Annotated in this window: 11 protein-coding genes and 1 pseudogene; 7 read left to right on the top strand and 5 right to left on the bottom strand. The window is 69.2% G+C overall.

The annotated features are described in order from the left end of the window. The first annotated feature begins 426 nt into the window (after window positions 1-426). A complete protein-coding gene (locus ACFV1J_RS01645; protein ID WP_385855182.1) occupies window positions 427-2,157 on the top strand; it encodes a DUF4429 domain-containing protein in 1,731 nt (576 codons plus the stop codon). Window positions 2,158-2,309: 152 nt separating this feature from the next. On the opposite strand, the gene ACFV1J_RS01640 is transcribed toward ACFV1J_RS01645, so the two are convergent. Then, on the bottom strand, window positions 2,310-2,882 hold the full coding sequence (locus ACFV1J_RS01640) for a hypothetical protein (protein ID WP_385855181.1): 573 nt from the start codon (window positions 2,880-2,882) through the stop codon (window positions 2,310-2,312). A gap of 513 nt (window positions 2,883-3,395) precedes the next feature. Between ACFV1J_RS01640 and ACFV1J_RS01635 the strand changes: the two genes are divergently transcribed. After that, window positions 3,396-3,866 carry a tyrosinase family oxidase copper chaperone gene (locus ACFV1J_RS01635; protein WP_385855180.1) on the top strand — a complete coding sequence of 157 codons (471 nt, stop codon included), beginning with the start codon at window positions 3,396-3,398 and terminating at the stop codon, window positions 3,864-3,866. Window positions 3,867-3,906: 40 nt separating this feature from the next. Then, window positions 3,907-4,725, top strand: a complete 819-nt coding sequence (locus ACFV1J_RS01630) for a tyrosinase family protein (RefSeq protein ID WP_385855179.1) — start codon at window positions 3,907-3,909, stop codon at window positions 4,723-4,725. A 203-nt stretch (window positions 4,726-4,928) separates the two neighbouring features. On the opposite strand, the gene ACFV1J_RS01625 is transcribed toward ACFV1J_RS01630, so the two are convergent. Then, a complete protein-coding gene (locus tag ACFV1J_RS01625) occupies window positions 4,929-5,474 on the bottom strand; it encodes a DUF1707 domain-containing protein (RefSeq protein ID WP_385855178.1) in 546 nt (181 codons plus the stop codon). Between the two features lie 171 nt (window positions 5,475-5,645). Here ACFV1J_RS01625 and ACFV1J_RS01620 point away from each other — a divergent pair, with 171 nt between their 5' ends. Further along, entirely contained in the window at window positions 5,646-6,887 is a 1,242-nt protein-coding gene (locus ACFV1J_RS01620) for a cytochrome P450 (protein WP_385855177.1), read from the top strand. Here the strand turns inward: ACFV1J_RS01620 and ACFV1J_RS01615 are convergent. Next, window positions 6,830-10,022, bottom strand: a pseudogene (locus ACFV1J_RS01615) (BTAD domain-containing putative transcriptional regulator). The gene ACFV1J_RS01620 and the pseudogene ACFV1J_RS01615 overlap by 58 nt on opposite strands. A gap of 288 nt (window positions 10,023-10,310) precedes the next feature. On the opposite strand from ACFV1J_RS01615, the gene ACFV1J_RS01610 reads away from it, so the two are divergent. After that, on the top strand, window positions 10,311-11,375 hold the full coding sequence (locus ACFV1J_RS01610) for a hypothetical protein (protein WP_385855176.1): 1,065 nt from the start codon (window positions 10,311-10,313) through the stop codon (window positions 11,373-11,375). 90 nt (window positions 11,376-11,465) lie between these two features. Here the strand turns inward: ACFV1J_RS01610 and ACFV1J_RS01605 are convergent, their stop codons facing one another. After that, window positions 11,466-12,194, bottom strand: a complete 729-nt coding sequence (locus tag ACFV1J_RS01605; RefSeq protein WP_385855175.1) for a TetR/AcrR family transcriptional regulator — start codon at window positions 12,192-12,194, stop codon at window positions 11,466-11,468. A gap of 128 nt (window positions 12,195-12,322) precedes the next feature. Between ACFV1J_RS01605 and ACFV1J_RS01600 the strand changes: the two genes are divergently transcribed. Continuing rightward, a complete protein-coding gene (locus ACFV1J_RS01600) occupies window positions 12,323-13,948 on the top strand; it encodes an FAD-dependent monooxygenase (RefSeq protein ID WP_385855423.1) in 1,626 nt (541 codons plus the stop codon). A gap of 177 nt (window positions 13,949-14,125) precedes the next feature. Here ACFV1J_RS01600 and ACFV1J_RS01595 read toward each other — a convergent pair whose 3' ends face one another. Then, on the bottom strand, window positions 14,126-14,416 hold the full coding sequence (locus tag ACFV1J_RS01595; RefSeq protein WP_385855174.1) for a hypothetical protein: 291 nt from the start codon (window positions 14,414-14,416) through the stop codon (window positions 14,126-14,128). A 402-nt stretch (window positions 14,417-14,818) separates the two neighbouring features. On the opposite strand from ACFV1J_RS01595, the gene ACFV1J_RS01590 reads away from it, so the two are divergent. Continuing rightward, window positions 14,819-15,337: a hypothetical protein gene (locus tag ACFV1J_RS01590; RefSeq protein WP_385855173.1), complete on the top strand. Its 519-nt coding sequence runs from the start codon at window positions 14,819-14,821 to the stop codon at window positions 15,335-15,337. The last annotated feature ends 247 nt before the right edge of the window (window positions 15,338-15,584 follow it).

Here is a 15,584-nt window from a genome sequence, read left to right as displayed (position 1 = left end):
AAAGGTGCTCGACGCCGACCTGGCCATCGAGCGGAGAGGTGTTCGCCCCCACCCACACCTCGCGCCGTCGTTCAACACGAGCATGCGGCGACCCGCGCGAGTGGGAGTGCGCGCGGCGACGGCTCCGGTCGCCCTCCGCCCTCTGCCTCTGGGGCCGGAGGTCCGGCAGAATCAGACGGTGGTCGAGGCCGACGAGTCGGTGGTCGAGGCCGACGAGTCCGTGGTGTTACGTCGGGAATCAGCAGAGTGCCCAGTCCCGGGTCGCCCTCTGCTTCCCCGAAGGACCGCCGCGGCGGAGGGGACACCGCAGAGCGAAGAGGCGTTGTTTGATCAGGTGCGAGGACGTCATCTCCGTGCGGAAGGTGGCTGGATGGCGAAGTGGTCGCAGGGCGCCGAAGAGGGAACGTCCCGTCCGCGGGGTGCTCGGTGAAAGCCAAGGTGCTCGTCGCCGTCGGGTCGACCGTCATGCTGTTGTCGTCGCTGGGCATCGTTTACGGATTCGACGGCCACGCCTGGATGACGTATCCCTGCGCGGCACTCGTGGGTGTGGGGTTCCGTGTGCGCCAACGGGGACGGCAGCTGGCCAGCGCCAGGGGTGTGACGGAACTGGCCGACTCCGCCGAACTGGTCGTCCCGCAGCAGCCGTTCATTCTCTACTTGCGCGGATTCGACGTGGATTCCCGCACCCGCGACATGGTGCCGCACGGGCCGTTGACCGTTCTGGGGATGCCGAAGCTGAGTGAGGAGGAACTGCTGGTGAGGGCACTCTCCGAGGTGGCACCCGTCATTGCCATCGGGGACCCCACGGACCGGCTTCCCCAACTCGGTGCGCAGCGCATCTACTACCGCCGGCACGGCAGCGGGTGGAAGAAGATCGTCGGCGAACTCATCCACACCGCATCGCTCGTGGTCATCACCACCGGCGACTCAGACGGGCTGGACTGGGAGTACGCACACGTAACGGCGGACCTGCCCCTGGAGCGGCTGCTGATCGTCGTATGCGGGGACGGTCACCACTACGAGAGATTCCGGCTGCGGGCACGAATGCGCGGCCAATTCCCGGACAACGAGCTGCCGGAATGGCCCGCGATGCTGTCGCTGTACGGCAGAAGGACCATCCGGGCGGCGATCCGTTTCGATACGGCCGGAACACCGAGCCTCGAACCCCTCGTCTTTCAGACGGGCTGGTCACACAGGTCCGCCCTGGAGACGTCCCTGCGCAGGCGAGTCATCGACCGTTGGCGCTCGGAACTCGCGGAGGGTCCGACTCGGCCGTCCGGCAGCATCTGGCCATGTCATTTCGAGGATGCTGCCGATGGCTCGCCGGCGCCCCTCCCGGTCGACGTACCAGTGCCGCGCACCGGTGCCGGCACTCAAGTGCCCGCCGAGGTCCACGGTTTCGACGGAAAGGTCACGGTCTACGAGGACCGCGTGGAGATTGCGTATGCGGAGATTGCGTATGCGGAGACTGCGTATTCCAGTAAGGAAAAGGGACGTCTGAAAGCGGCGCTGGGATGCCGCAGCTACCCGTATCCGTCCCTGGCAGGAGTCGAGTTGGACCTCGCCCCGCCCATCGGGCAACAGTCACTGCGCCTCATGGTGCGCGAGGGGGCTGACCTTCTCAAGCCTTCGGTGGATCCCGTTGCCCAATGGGAGGAATTGAACACCCTGCTCATCAAGCCGGGTGCCCAAAGACAGGCTGAGGCTGTCGCCGAGCAGATCAGCGGGCGCATCAAGGCGGCGAGCACCGCCGCCCACGTGCAGGACCACTCACAGGCCCACTCACAGACGCGCGGATGTCCCCGCGCCTGGGTTCGCTCCGGTGCCCCGCCATACGTCGCCGAAGGCACCCATGGTTGGGCGTCCTTCGACGGCGAGAAGGTAAGACTCTCCTTCGGCAGCACCGCCCCTCCAGCAAAGCGAGACAGGACGAACTCCATTCCTCTCGCCGATATCGCCGAGGTCCGGTACCAGTACGGCTTGGTCAAGTGCACCTTCAGGGTCCTTCGCCGAGGCCGAGGCCGTATTGACTCTTCGCTGCCTGACCTCGAGGAAGACATCGACGCTATGGCCTGTCTTCCTGTTCGCGAGCAGTGGCTCGCGCTGGTAGCAGCGATCAGAACCGCCCTCGCCGAGGCCGATTCCCAGCCCTGTTAGGCACCAGGCAGCCTCGTAGCAGGGCTCCGGTCGCCGGCCAACCTCTGCCGCGCCGGCGCTGGCACGGTGGAACGTGCGCCCAGGGCCGGGTGGGTGCGAACGGCCCCGCTGCTCGCACTGCCGCGGAGGCGGGCGCCGCCTGCTCCTCGGGCTCAGGGCTGGCCGCCACGGGCGAACTCATCCAGGCGCTGCGTCACACGGTGGTACAACTCGGCGTCCATGTCGACTGCCGCACCTTGTCGTTGGAGTTGTTGCTGTTCCAAGTCGTCCGTCGCCGCTTCGCCCGCCCACCAGAACCGGAGAACCGTCTCTGCCAGCAGGACGATGGTGGCGGCGGCCGTAGCTGCCCACGTGCCCTCGGCCAGCCATGGGGCTTGGCCATGTCCCTCCATTGCCGACCACCAGAGTGTCGCAATCACGGAGACCACGAGCCAGAACGACATGATGGCCCACATCAAGCCCACGGTTGCCGGCCTCTCGAACCGCCGCCTCAGGTCTCCCGTTGCCTTTCGGGCCAAACCATGGGCCCGGGACAGTTCGGCATGCGTCGGTTCTTCACCTGCACGAAGCCGGTCGGCGATCACTCGCACGGCTGCCGTATGTCGCTGATTCACTGCTCTGATGCGTTCTCTGACCGTGTTGATGGTGCCGTGGGCCTGCACGGCACCCACCACCAGCAGTCCAGCATCGACGGACATGACGATCGCGGCATAGTTGTCGGTCATCACAAAGCGCATGAGCTCCCCCCAGCACAGAGACAGGCTACAGATGCGACGCCGAACGGGTCGCGGGGCAGGTGCCCGTAACGCTCCAAGAGCAGAAGCTGTGTCAGGACCGGTGGCCGACCGCGGCCCGGCGCCGTAGCCCCAGCGGCCGCTCCCCCCGGGCCAGCCCAGCCCATCCCACCCCAGCCCCTGCCATTCACGCCGAGTTCGGGCCGCGTGCGGCATCGCGGTGTGTGGTGCGGAGAAAAGAATCTGCTGTGGGTGGCGGCCCAGACCGCGGAATATCCGCTTCCGGGGAAGGTCCCCGGCCCCGTACAAGGACGATCAACGCCGTTGAACTTTGCACCCCGGTACGGGAGTTGTTCCGTTGTGGCCCGATCCTGCGGGCCGACTTGATGACCTGTTCGTCCCTGTCAGCATGGGGCGGCACGTACCGACCTTCGGTACGCCGGTTCACGCCTCCGCGGCGGCCGTGCCACGGAGGTGCGCCGAGGCCCATCAGAGGAGTGAAACATGTCGCGTCCCACCCGGCGCCAGGTGCTGCACGGCAGTGCCGCATCGCTCGCGGGAGCGGTGCTGGCCGCACCCATCGCCTCCGCCGACCGTGCCGCCGCACGACCCACCGGTCACCGACACCCCGCGGCGGTCGGGCACCGCAGCGGCGGTCGCGCCATGCCCGAGCCCGAGCCGTTCGACGAGGTCTACCAGGGCCGCCACATACAGGGCTGGCCGGCACACGAGGGCGATGCGCACGGCGGCCAAGCAGCCCACGGCAGGCAGGCGCAGCGGCTCGCCGACCCGCACGACGGCATGGACTTCGTCGTCCGCATCGACAACGACGACCTCCATGTCATGCAGAACGCCGACGGCACCTGGATCAGCCTGGTGAACCACTACGAGAAATTCAGCACCCCGCACACCCTGGCCCGGGCCGCCGTCCGACAGCTCCAAGGCGCCGGCCTGGTCCCCGTCATCACCGGCTGAGACCCCGACGCTGCCCGCCCCCCACCGAGGAGTCCTCGACATGGCAGTCAGGAAGAACCAGGCGAACCTCACCGCGACCGAGAAGCGCAACTTCGTCGACGCAGTGCTGGAACTCAAGCGCACCGGCCGCTACGACGAATTCATCAGCACCCACAACGCGTTCATCATCGCCGACACCGACGAGGGGGAGCGCACCGGACATCGTTCGCCGTCGTTCCTCCCCTGGCACCGCAGGTTCCTGCTGCAGTTCGAGCAGGCCCTCCAAAGCATCACCCCCTCGGTCACCCTCCCCTATTGGGACTGGACCATCGACCGCAGCCCCAGCAGTTCCTTATGGGCCGACGACTTCCTCGGAGGTGACGGACGCAACGGCGACGGCCGGGTGACCTCGGGCCCGTTCGCCTTCAGCGGCGGCAGGTGGCCGATGAACCTCAGGGTGGACGGCCGGACGTTCCTGCGCCGCGCGCTGGGCGCCGCCGTCCGCGATCTGCCGACCCGCACCGAGGTCGACCGCGTGCTCGCCATGGACACCTACGACACGTCCCCTTGGAACAGCGCCTCCGACGGCTTCCGCAATCACCTCGAGGGCTGGCGCGGCCCCAACCTGCACAACCGGGTGCACGTCTGGGTCGGCGGACAGATGACCACCGGCGCCTCACCCAACGACCCGGTCTTCTGGCTGCATCACTGCTTCATCGACAAGCTCTGGGCCGACTGGCAAAAGCTCCATCCCAGCGCGAGCTACCTACCGACCGGCAACACCCCAGACGTCGTCGGCCTCCACGACACCATGAAACCGTGGAACGACGTCACACCGGCAGACCTCCTGGACCACACCAAGTTCTACACCTACGCGTGACAGGTGCCTGGCGCCTGTTTGCCTGGCGCCTGCTTGCCTGGTACCCGTGTGCCTGAGACCGATGTGTCTGACACCGATGTGCCCGCCCCTGCCCAGCCATCTCCCTCTCCGTACAACGCCCCCGTACAACGCCCCACCCCGGCGGCCCTAGTGGGAAGGGGAGAAGGCGGCCCCAGTGGGAAGGGGAGAAGAGGGATGGAGCTTCAACGCCGCGCGTGGCGGATCTTCAGCCGTCCGAATCCCATGGCTCCGGAGATTCGGATCCTCGGCCCGCCGGAGCGGGCACGTCGCGGGGGCTTGTAGCGCAGGTCCTTCCACCCGGTGTGCAGGCCCTCGACCTCAACGATCGCATCGCGAGGCACCGTGATTTTGGCTCCGCCGGTGCCGAGTTGGAGCTCGATGTCGACGGCCGGATGCTCGATGACCGCCCGGGACAGATCCAGGTCCACCCTGCCGTACGCGGACTCGACCTTGAGGATCCGAGGTACCCGCCATGTGCCGCCCCGATGGATCCGTCCGCCGGCGGCGGCGATCGTTGAGGTGGTGTCCGGATTCTCCCCCGGAAGGGAGGCAAGGGCCGATGCGAGCTCGCTGTGTGTCTTGGCAGTGAGCACCTGGTCGAGACGCTCCTCCATCTCCTCGTGCGAAACGCGCTCATCAGCGTATGCCTCCTGCAGACGCTGCACGGCCGTCTCGCGGTCGTCTTCACGGAGCAGTGGCGATGGTTCTTCCTGCGGAGAAATCACCATTTCACTCTAGTGCCGGGTCGACGAGGTAGGTGCGAAACGTCCGAAGGCAGGCAAGGCGTCGGACGGCACGGCCGACCACGTCTGCGGATCGATCGGTGTCAGAGCCGTGTCAGTCATATGTCAGGTCCGCCGGAGAGGGTGGCCGCAATGGCCACCACGAAAGGACCGCCGATGAGTCAGACCGCTCCCCTTCCCATCCCACAGGGCCTGCCCATGGAGCGCGATGCGGGCCCCTTCGATCCGCCCCGCGAGATCACCCGGCTGCGCGAGGCTCGTCCGGTCAGTCCCTTGGCATTCCCCGACGGTCACGAGGGCTGGTTGGTCACCGGCTACGACACGGTCCGCCAGCTCATGGCCGACACCCGGTTCAGCTCCCGTCAGGACATCGGCATTCTGCACGTGCCGTACGAGACCCCGGGCATGCCCGCCCCCACCGAACCGTCCCCGCAGATCCCGGGCCTGTTCATCGCCATGGACCCGCCGGACCACACCCGGCTGCGGCGCAAGCTCACCGGTGCCTTCACCGTCAGACGCATGAAGCAACTTGAGGAGCGCATCACCGAGATCGTCGAGCGGCAACTGGACGAGCTGGCGCGCCTCACCCCGCCGGTCGACCTGGTCAAGGAGTTCGCGCTGCCGGTGCCCTCACTGGTGATCTGCGAACTGCTCGGTGTCCCCTACGCGGACCGGGCGAACTTCCAGGTCAACTCCGCGAAGTTCCTGGTCAAGGACCAGTCGCTGGAGGAGAAGGTGGCCGCGTACGGCGCGATGACCACGTACCTGGCCGAGCTGGTCACACGCAAGCGCGCCGCCCCCGGCGAGGACATACTGTCCGACCTGGCTCGCCATGACGACCTCAGCATCGAGGAACTGACCGGTGTCGCCTTCCTGCTGCTGCTCGCGGGACACGAGACCACCGCCAACATGCTGGCCCTGGGCACCTTCGCGCTCCTGGAGCACCCCGAGCAGCTGGCCGAACTGCGCGCCAACCCGGATCTGCTGCCCGATGCCGTCGAGGAGCTCATGCGCTACCTGTCCGTTGCGGACATCTTCTATCGCTACGCCACGGAGGACATCGAACTGGGCGGTGAAACAATCGGCAAGGGATCGACCGTAGTTGTCTCCCTGCTGGCCGCCAACCACGACCCCCAGCGCTTCGACAACCCCGACACCCTGGACATCCACCGCAAGGCCCGCGGTCACCTGTCCTTCGGGCACGGCGTTCACCAATGTCTGGGCCAGCAACTGGCCCGCATCGAAATGCGTGCCGGTTTCGACGGACTGCTGCGCCGCCTCCCGACCCTCCAACTCGCCATCCCCGCCGACGAGGTGAAACTCAAGACCGACATGAACATCTACGGCGTCCACGAACTGCCGGTCACCTGGACGCCGAGCGTGACCTCGGCCAGCTGAGACCAACTGGTCCGCGTCCCGTCCCGAGTCGCCTCCGCGAACCGCGCGTCGCCGAGGCGGCGGCGCGCGGTCTGCTCGATCCGGGCCACGTCCGGGTGGGAGCGGTCCTGTAGCCCGCGCACGCCCGCGCTCGCCGCGAGCAGCCGCGCGGCCTGCTCGTGGTCGTCGCGGCGTAGGGCCAGGTCCGCGACCCCGACGAGCACCTGCGCGATCAGCGGTGCGTGTCCCGCCTCGGACGCCGCCGCGCAGGCCGCCGTGCGGTGTGCCCGGGCCTCGCCGAGGTCGTCGGCGAGGTAGCCGAGCAGGTCGTGCGTCACCGCGCGGAGGTTGGCCTGCTCCGCTTCGTCGCCCAGTACGGCCGTCACGACGCCGAGTTGCTCGTGCGCTTCCTCGGCATCTCCGCCGTACCGGGCGAGTTGCGCCTTCGAGAGGGCCAACTGGGCCAGCGCGCCGGGCCAGGTGACCCGCTCCGCACACCGCTGCGCCTCGGCGATGGCGGCCGCGCCGGCATCCTCGTCGCCCAGCAGCCGGTACAGCTGCGCCTGCCGCGACCGCAACAGGATGATGTCCTCGGTGGCACCGACCTCGGTGACGACCGCGACCGCCTGCTCGTAGTACTCGCACGCATCGGCGAACTCGCCGCGCATGGCGATCCGGTCCGCCAGCTCGGTCAGGGCGAACGAGATCCCGAACCGCTCGCCGAGCGCCCGGAACTCGGCGAGGGCACCCTCCAGGTACGCGTCCGCGTCCCGTCCTTCGTGGCCGAGCACGATCCGCATCTTGCCCAGGTGCAGCCGGGCCAGCGCGCACCCAGGGGTCCTCGTCGTCGAGCAGCGGTTCCCACGCGGGCAGGAACGCGTCGGGCGCCTGCAGCATGCGTTCCACCGGGGCGACGAGCCCTATCGCCGGGTGGCGGCGCCGGCTGTGCCGACTGCGCTGGCTGAATCGGTACGCCTGGTGGATCCACTCGGCGGCCAGGTGTTCGTCGCCCAGGCCGGAGGTGACGTACATCGAGCCCAGGGCGTACACCGTGGCCCGGACCTCGTCGGTCACCTCACCGGGCGTCGTGGTGGCCGCGGTGATCAGCTCGATGCCCTCGGTCTTGTGCCCGCCGAGCCACCAGTACCAGCCCGCGCCGGCCGCGAGCCGCATCGCCGCCTGCGCCTCGCCGGCCGCGAGCGCGCCGCGCATCGCGGCACCGATGTTGTCGTGCTCGGTCTCCAGCGTGGCCAGCCAGTCCAGCTGCTCGGCGCGGCGCAGGTGCGGTTCCGCGGTCTCGGCGAGCTCGGTGAAGTAGGCCAGGTGCGCACGGCGTGCCCGCTCCGATTCCCCCGCCTCCGCGAGCCGGTGCCCGGCGTACTCCTTGATCGTGCCGATCATGCGGTAGCGCGGGGTACTGTCGCCCTCGGCGCGCAGCAGCGACTTCTCGGCCAGCGCGATGAGCAGTTCAAGGACCTGCTCCGGCTCGACCTCGTCGCCCGCGCAGACCCGTTCGGCCGCTTCCAGGCCCGCCCCGCCGGAGAACACCGAGAGCCTGCGCAGGACCATCCGCTCGGCGTCGGTGAGCAGCTCCCAGCTCCAGTCGACCGCCGCGCGCAGCGTCTTGTGCCGCGGCAGCGCGGTCCGGCTGCCGCTGGTCAGCAGCCGGAACCGGTCGTCGAGCCGGCCTGCGAGCTGGTCGACGGACAGGGTGCGCAAGCGGGCCGCGGCCAGTTCGATCGCCAGCGGGATCCCGTCCAGGGCCCGGCAGACCCGCACCATCGTCGCCAACGTGTGGGCATCGACCGCGAGATCCCGGCGCACCGCCCGGGCCCGGTCCCGCAGCAGCTGGACGGCGGGTGAGGACTCGATCTCCTCTCCGTCCGCGGCCCCCTCCGGCAGGGCCAGCGGCTCGACCTGCCACAGTGCCTCCCCGGTGATGCCGAGCGGTTCCCGGCTCGTCGCCAGGATCCGCAGCCGCCGGCACTCCCCGAGCACCCGGTGGGCGAACCCCGCCGCGGACTCGATCACGTGCTCGCAGTTGTCCAGGATCAGCAGCGCCTCCCGCTCGCGGACCGCGGCGATGAGCCGGTCCGTCAGCTCCGCGTTCGGGGGCCCGCCGAGCAGAGCGTCCCGGAGACCGAGCCCGGCGAGCGCGGACTGTGCCACGTCGCCGTCCGCGCCGACGGCGGCGAGCTCCACCAGCCAGGCCCCGTCCGGCAGGTCGTCGAGCAGCGTGCGCGCGGTCTCCGTGGCCAGCCTGGTCTTGCCCGAGCCGCCCGGCCCGATCACGGTGGTGAGCCGGTGCTCGGCGATGAGCTCGCGGACCGCGGCGACATCCGCGCCCCTGCCGACGAAGGTGGTCAGCTCGGCTCGCAGGTTGGTTTTGCGGCTCGCTTCCCCCCGTCCCGGCCCGCTGCGTCCCAACTCGCCCCGGAGCAGCGCGACGTGCAGCGCGGCCAGCTCCTGCGAGGGGTCCACGCCCAGCGCGTCGGCCAGGGCCTCCCTCGCGCGCTGGTACACCAGCAGCGCCTCGCTGTCGCGTCCGGCCGCGGCGAGGGCGCGCATCAGCGCGGCGACGAGCCGTTCCCGCAGCGGGTGCGCGGCCACCAGGTCGGTCAGCTCCGTGATCATCTCCGCACCGCGCCCGAGGGAGACCTCCGCGTCGACCCACTCCTCCGTGGCGGTCAGGCGCAACCCCTCAAGCCGGGCGACCGCGGCGTCGAACGCGGCACTGTCCTGCAGACCGACATCCTGCATGGCCGCCCCGCGCCACAGCCCGAGCGCCTCACGCAGTAGCCGCACCGGCCGGGAACCGTCCTCGGTGCGGGACCGGCCCGCGATGACAAGGCGTTCGAACCGCACGGCGTCGACAGCTTCGTTCTCCACCCTCAACCGGTAGCCGTCGATCTGCCCCTCGACCACCCCGTCCGGCAGTGCCTTCCGCAGCCGGGAAACCAAGCGCTGCAGGGCGTTCGTCGCATCGGCGGGCGGGTGCTCCCCCCAGATCCAGTCGACGAGCGACGCCTTGGGCACCACCTGCCCCGGCTTGAGCGCGAGAGCGATCAGTAGTCCCCGCAACCGCGCGCCCGGCACGTCGACCGGACCGCCGTCGTCCGCGCGAACCTCCAATGGACCCAGCATCCCGATCTGCACCCGCTGATTTTGTCATGGGCGTGGGGCAGGCAACTTCGGAGCAGCCCAGGCGCCTTCGGAACAGTGCGAGCGCCTTCGGAACGATCCAGGCATCTTCGGATGCGGCTCAACGACACCCGACTGACCGGTAGTTGTTGGGGACCCGCACCCCTGGTGCGGCGAAGCGGTCCCAAGCACTCAGGGGTCGCCTTGCGCTGCTATCTTCTCGTTTCCCGCGGCGGCGGGGGTCGCATGGCGCGGGTCGCCATGGGCTGCGTCGAAGACGGAGGATGACGGGGGATTTGTAGCGTGTCGCATATCCGTGCAACCCTGCGCCGCTTGGCCGGCCTGGTACGGCGCTTACGTCTTCGCCGTGGCGATGCGGCAGTCAAGTCGTTGGAGAAAAGCCTGACCGCCCTCTCCCTCGGCCCGCGACCGTCGCCCGCGATCCGAGTGGGGCTGCGTAGGTACGCGCAGGCGGAGGGCCCTCTGACGCTGACCAAGCAACTCCTCGCCGGTTATTGGCTGTGGGGAATCACCGTCATCCCGGCACGTCAAGCCTTGGACGCCGTTACCGGACGCGATGTGCATTTCGCGGCTTGGTGGGAGAGAGCACTGCGACGTCTCACCCAAGCGAGCCCCGAAGAACTGGCCAGAGGAATCATCCCACTTGCCATCCTCGGCAGCCTGCTCACCCTCTTCCTCATGCTGTATTGGGTTGTATGGCTCCTGCTCTGGGGTACGGCCACCGGGACCTCTCCCTCCCTCTCCGCCAAGTCGGTCAACGCCCGCCGTTGGAAGCTACTCGGCAGGGGAAGCAGAGTGATCTCCGCCTGCGCTGCCGCACGAACGGCGCGGGGCCAGAGTCGGACCAAGAAGCTCGGTGCCGTGGCACGTGCGTTGGACAGCTACGCAAGCGCCATCGTCGTGGGAAGCCGTAGGCGAGGTACCGTCCATCGGAGATCCCACCGTCAAAGAGGCCTCAGCGAACACGCCCGCAAGGTAGTGGCGGTTCTCCGGCAGGCTGAATCCCGTCTCGACGAGGGGGCCGAAGATGACGCGCTGCGAGACATTGCGCAACTCGTCCTCACCAGCATGGACCGATACGCCACCGGTGCGCTGGGGACACTGCTCGACGCGTCAGTCCTCGCCGGCGTCACAGCCGTTCCTGACCGGGGACGCTACAAGCCGGTGGCTGCCGTGGCTGTGGTTGCGGCACTGGGCGTCGTGTTGACCCTGCTCGACGTGCCGGCCACGGTCACCACCTATGTGATCAGCGCGGTGGGGATCATTGCGCTCTCGTGGGCTCAACGTGGATCGGCGGGTGGAGGACTTGACCTGTTGGACAGTGTGCGGGGTATGCAACGTTCCTGAGCGCCGTACCGAAGGCGCGCGCCGCCGGGACGCCGCGTCAGGCGCGGCGACCAGTGGACGGGGCCTTGGGCCTGGCCGTGCGGTGGTCGTTCAGTCACCGCGACAGGCCGTTCCGTCGAGCATCAGGTTGAGGGTGAAGTCGAACCGGTCGTGGCCCTCGCCGGCGGTGAGCTCGGCGGCGTGGCGGGTGGTGTGGGGGAAGGTGTCGGCGGGCAAGGCGGTGAAACGGCGTAGCAGTTCGTCGCGGTCGACGACCCACACCGCGTCATCCTGTGCCGATCGTTGGCGCACGATCGATACCTCAAGGCAGTAGGCGGCCACGTACAGCAAGAGGGCGTCGATGGTCCAGGCGGCGGCCTGCGGGGCGACACCGCCGGCGAGCAGGATCGCCAGCATTCCTTCGCTGACGCGCAAGGTCTCAAGGTCGGTGGGTGCCATGGCGAGGGCGGCGCGGGAGATGCCGGGGTATTTCAGGTACTGGTCGCGGATCTGGGTGCACACGCCACGGATCTGCTCCCGCCAGGCCGCGGGGTCGGGCTCGGGCAGTACGAGCTCGGCACACAGCCGCCCGATGAGCAGTTCGTCGAGGTCGGCCTTGTTGACCACGTGGGCGTAGAGCGAGGCGGGTCCGGTGTCAAGCGCGCCTGCCAGCCGACGCATGGTCAGAGCCTCGTAGCCCTCTGTGGCGACAACGCCCAGCGCGGTGTCGATGACCTGCTCCACGGTGATCGGGGCCTTGCGGCGCCGCGGCCTGGGGCCGGCCTCGGCGTCGGGGTTCGGCGGCTGGTGGCGCGCCGCACGTCGCTCTCTCGGGTTCACCCCACCACTATAACTTGACACGAACACTGTTCGCACATAGAACACTGTTCGTGATGAGGGATGCGAAGCAAGACGTGGACGGGGACGGGGACGGGGACATAGACGTGGAAGAGAACGTGGACGTAGACATGGACTTGGACGTGGACGTCACCGTGGTCGGAGCCGGGCCGGTGGGCCTGGTGCTCGCCGCGGAGCTGGCGCTCTCCGGGGCGAGGGTGCAGGTTCTTGAGCGACTGGCCGAGCCGAGCGAAGCGATGAAGGCCGGGGCGATCAACGTGCCGACGGCCGAGGCACTCGACCGCCGCGGCCTGCTGCCCGCCGCCGAAAAGGTGCAGCGAGAGATCCTGGAGCGGGTGGGGTCGTTCGCCCGCAAGGCCGACGACCAGCAGCCCGGTGGTGGCCGACGAGCGCACGAGTCGCGGTTCACCGGGCATTTCGCGGGGATGGTCCTCGACGCCGACCTCGTGGACTGGTCCGATGCCGACCTCGCGGCGCACGCCGCGGTCGACGGAGCGAGGATGGTGCCGCAGCGTGAGCTGGAGGAGCTGCTGGCCGACCATGTCGCGCGACTCGGCGTACCGGTGCGTCGCGGGGTGGAGGTCACCTCGCTCGAAAACACCGGTGACGGCGTAAACGCCAGTGACGGCGTAAGGACGGGTGACGAGGTAATCGCCAGTGACGGCGTACCGGTTGGCACCACTGCCGGCACGGTGCGCACCCGGTGGCTGGTCGGGTGCGACGGTGGGCGCAGCACCGTGCGCCGCCTCGCGGGCATCGACTTCCCCGGCACCGATCCCGAACTCACCGGGCACGTGGCGGTCGTCGACATCGCCGACGCTTCGATGCTCGCGGACGGATGGGTGTGGTCGGCCAGGGGGGCGTACCGCTACGGGCCACAGCCCGGGCGGGTGGTCACCGTGGAGTTCGACGGCGCCACCGCAGACCGCTCGGCGCCGGTGACCCTGGAGGAGATGCAGGCCAGTCTGCGCCGGGTCTCGGGCACGGACGTCACGCTGACCGCGCTGCGCGGCCCCGCGACCCGTTGGACCGACAACGCCCGCCAGGCCGCGACCTACCGGTCGGGGCGGGTGCTGCTGGCCGGCGATGCCGCGCATGTGCACTCGCCGTTCGGCGGCCAGGGGCTCAATCTTGGCGTCGGCGACGCGATGAACCTCGGCTGGAAGCTCGGGGCCGTGGTCGCCGGGTGGGCACCCGAGGGGCTGCTCGACACCTACGACGCCGAGCGTCGTCCCCTTGGCGCCTGGGTGCTGGACTGGACGCGGGCTCAGACCGGGGTGATGCGCGGGGACGCCAAGTCGGCCGCGCTACGGGAGGTCGTCGGCGATCTGTTGCGCACTCGGGCGGGCACGACCTACGCGGTCAAGCAGATCTCCGGCGTCGCGCAGCGCATCGACCTGCCCGGCGACCATCCGTGGGTCGGCCGGTTCGTCCCCGACCTGTGGTTGAGGGACGGCTCTCGTCTCGTCGACCACGGTCACGACGGCGGGTTCCTGCTGCTCGACCGGACTCCGGACGGCGCGTTCGCCCGCCTCGCCGCGGCCTGGGCCGGGCGGCAAGTCAGCAGCGTGAGGGACCACCACGCGACGCCGACCGGGGTGTTGGTACGCCCCGACGGGGTGGTCGCCTGGGCCTCCGACACCACCGACATGGCCGCCGCCACCGGCCTCGAAGCCGCCCTGCACCGATGGGCCGGCGCGCCGTCGTCCTCACCTGCGTGCGAGCCGGTGGGCTGACCCGCGTACGAGCCGGTGGGCTGCTCCGACTACGAGCCCGTGAGCTGAGCTGCCCCAAGTACGAGCCGGTGGGCTGAGCCAGTGCGAGCCGGTGGGCTGAGCCCCTTCGGTGTCCGCCTCAGCCGACGTACTGAGCGATGACGTCGATCATCCAAGTCCTCCCATGAGCAGTCCGGCTCACCGCTTGCAGATGTAGTAGCCGCTGTGCCAGACCTTCACCCAGTGACCGGGCTTCCAGTGCTTGCTCCAGTGCCCGTTGTGCCACCGGTACTCCCAGTGCCCCTTCTGCCAGTGCTTGATCCAGAAACCCTTGTGCCAGACGCACTTGGCGTGCTGGCTCGCCACCGTCGTTGGACCTGCGGCCGGAGCGGCCGTTGCGGTGCCAGTCGTTCCGATGGCAGCGCCGCCGGCCAGCAGGGCGCCGGCGGCGGCAGCCGCCAACGAGCGCTTGATGTGCTGCGCGCGCATGGTGCGCACCTCCTTGCTCGCCTCCCCGCCCGCTGACGAGCGGGTCAGGCGGGATACAGGCGATTTAACAAAAAACTACCTCAGAAGGCCCCGGGCCGCCGGTCGACACAAAAGGGCTGGTCAAGGGCACCGCGGCCGACGCCCCCGACGCAGGCAGCGTCCGCGCCTCCGTACAGTTCCGTCCATCGTGATCGCGACTGTCGCCCCCTCGTGTTGGGGATTGCTCGCCCCTCACGCTCGCGACTGGTCGCGGGGGTCGGACGAGAGCGGCAGCGATGCCGGGCGAAGGCACGGACGCGCTTCGCCCAGCACGGGGATGTCGCAGTGTCGATGTCGCAGCGTCAATGCGCTTGCACAAGGGACTTGAGCGTCCTGCCCTATCGGGCGCCTAGGCTGGAGTGCATGCCTGTGCCTCCCAGCACCTATCCCCACGATGGCAGCGAAGCTCAGCGCATCTGGCTGGACGAAATCGGAATCGAGATCGGTAAGCTCACCGCACGCGGCGGTCTGCCGCTTCCCGATGACTTCGTGTGTGACTACAGCCCTGACAGCCTCCCCGTTCTGGAGAACGCCGCGCTCGCCTACCAGGCACAGCCGGGAGGGGCATCCAGCATCGACCTCTACCTCCGCGGGCTGGGCGCCTACCTCGGTGAGACGATCCTGTTCACGGCGGGAGGCCACTGGGAGCGCTCCGCGCACGAGGACGACGACCCCGCCGTGATCGTCGACCCCGTCCACAAGGCCGGGCCGGTCTACGTGTGCGACATCGTCCGCAGGGCGCTGGCCGAGGGCACCGGCGAGGTGTTCGCCGAGGAACACGGCTGGATGCAGATCGCCGCCGATGCGCAGAGGGTCAAAGACCCATCGTGGCGGCCGGTCAAAGCGGAAGACGGTATCCAGCGCCCCCGGGAACGCGCGTGACCGGGCGCGGACCCACTCGCAACCGCCCCTGATGAGTCGCTGGTTCCCCGACTGATGGATGACTGTTGAGTCGCTGCTTCCCGGAGCAGGTGGAATGCCGGGGCACCCGCGGGCAGCCCAGCCAGCTCTCTCGGTCCGGGCCGGGCCGGGCCAGGCCAGGGCGGTGCGGTCCGGGCCAGGGCGGCAATCGCCCCTACAGACTGCCTGTTTCATCGTCCGCCCTCCCTCCCATGTCACAAACGGCCGG

This window comes from Streptomyces sp. NPDC059649 (assembly GCF_042734445.1).
Taxonomy (GTDB): domain Bacteria; phylum Actinomycetota; class Actinomycetes; order Streptomycetales; family Streptomycetaceae; genus Streptomyces.
The sequence above is the reverse complement of the archived record's forward strand: the minus strand, read 5'-3'. Positions and strand labels throughout refer to the sequence as shown.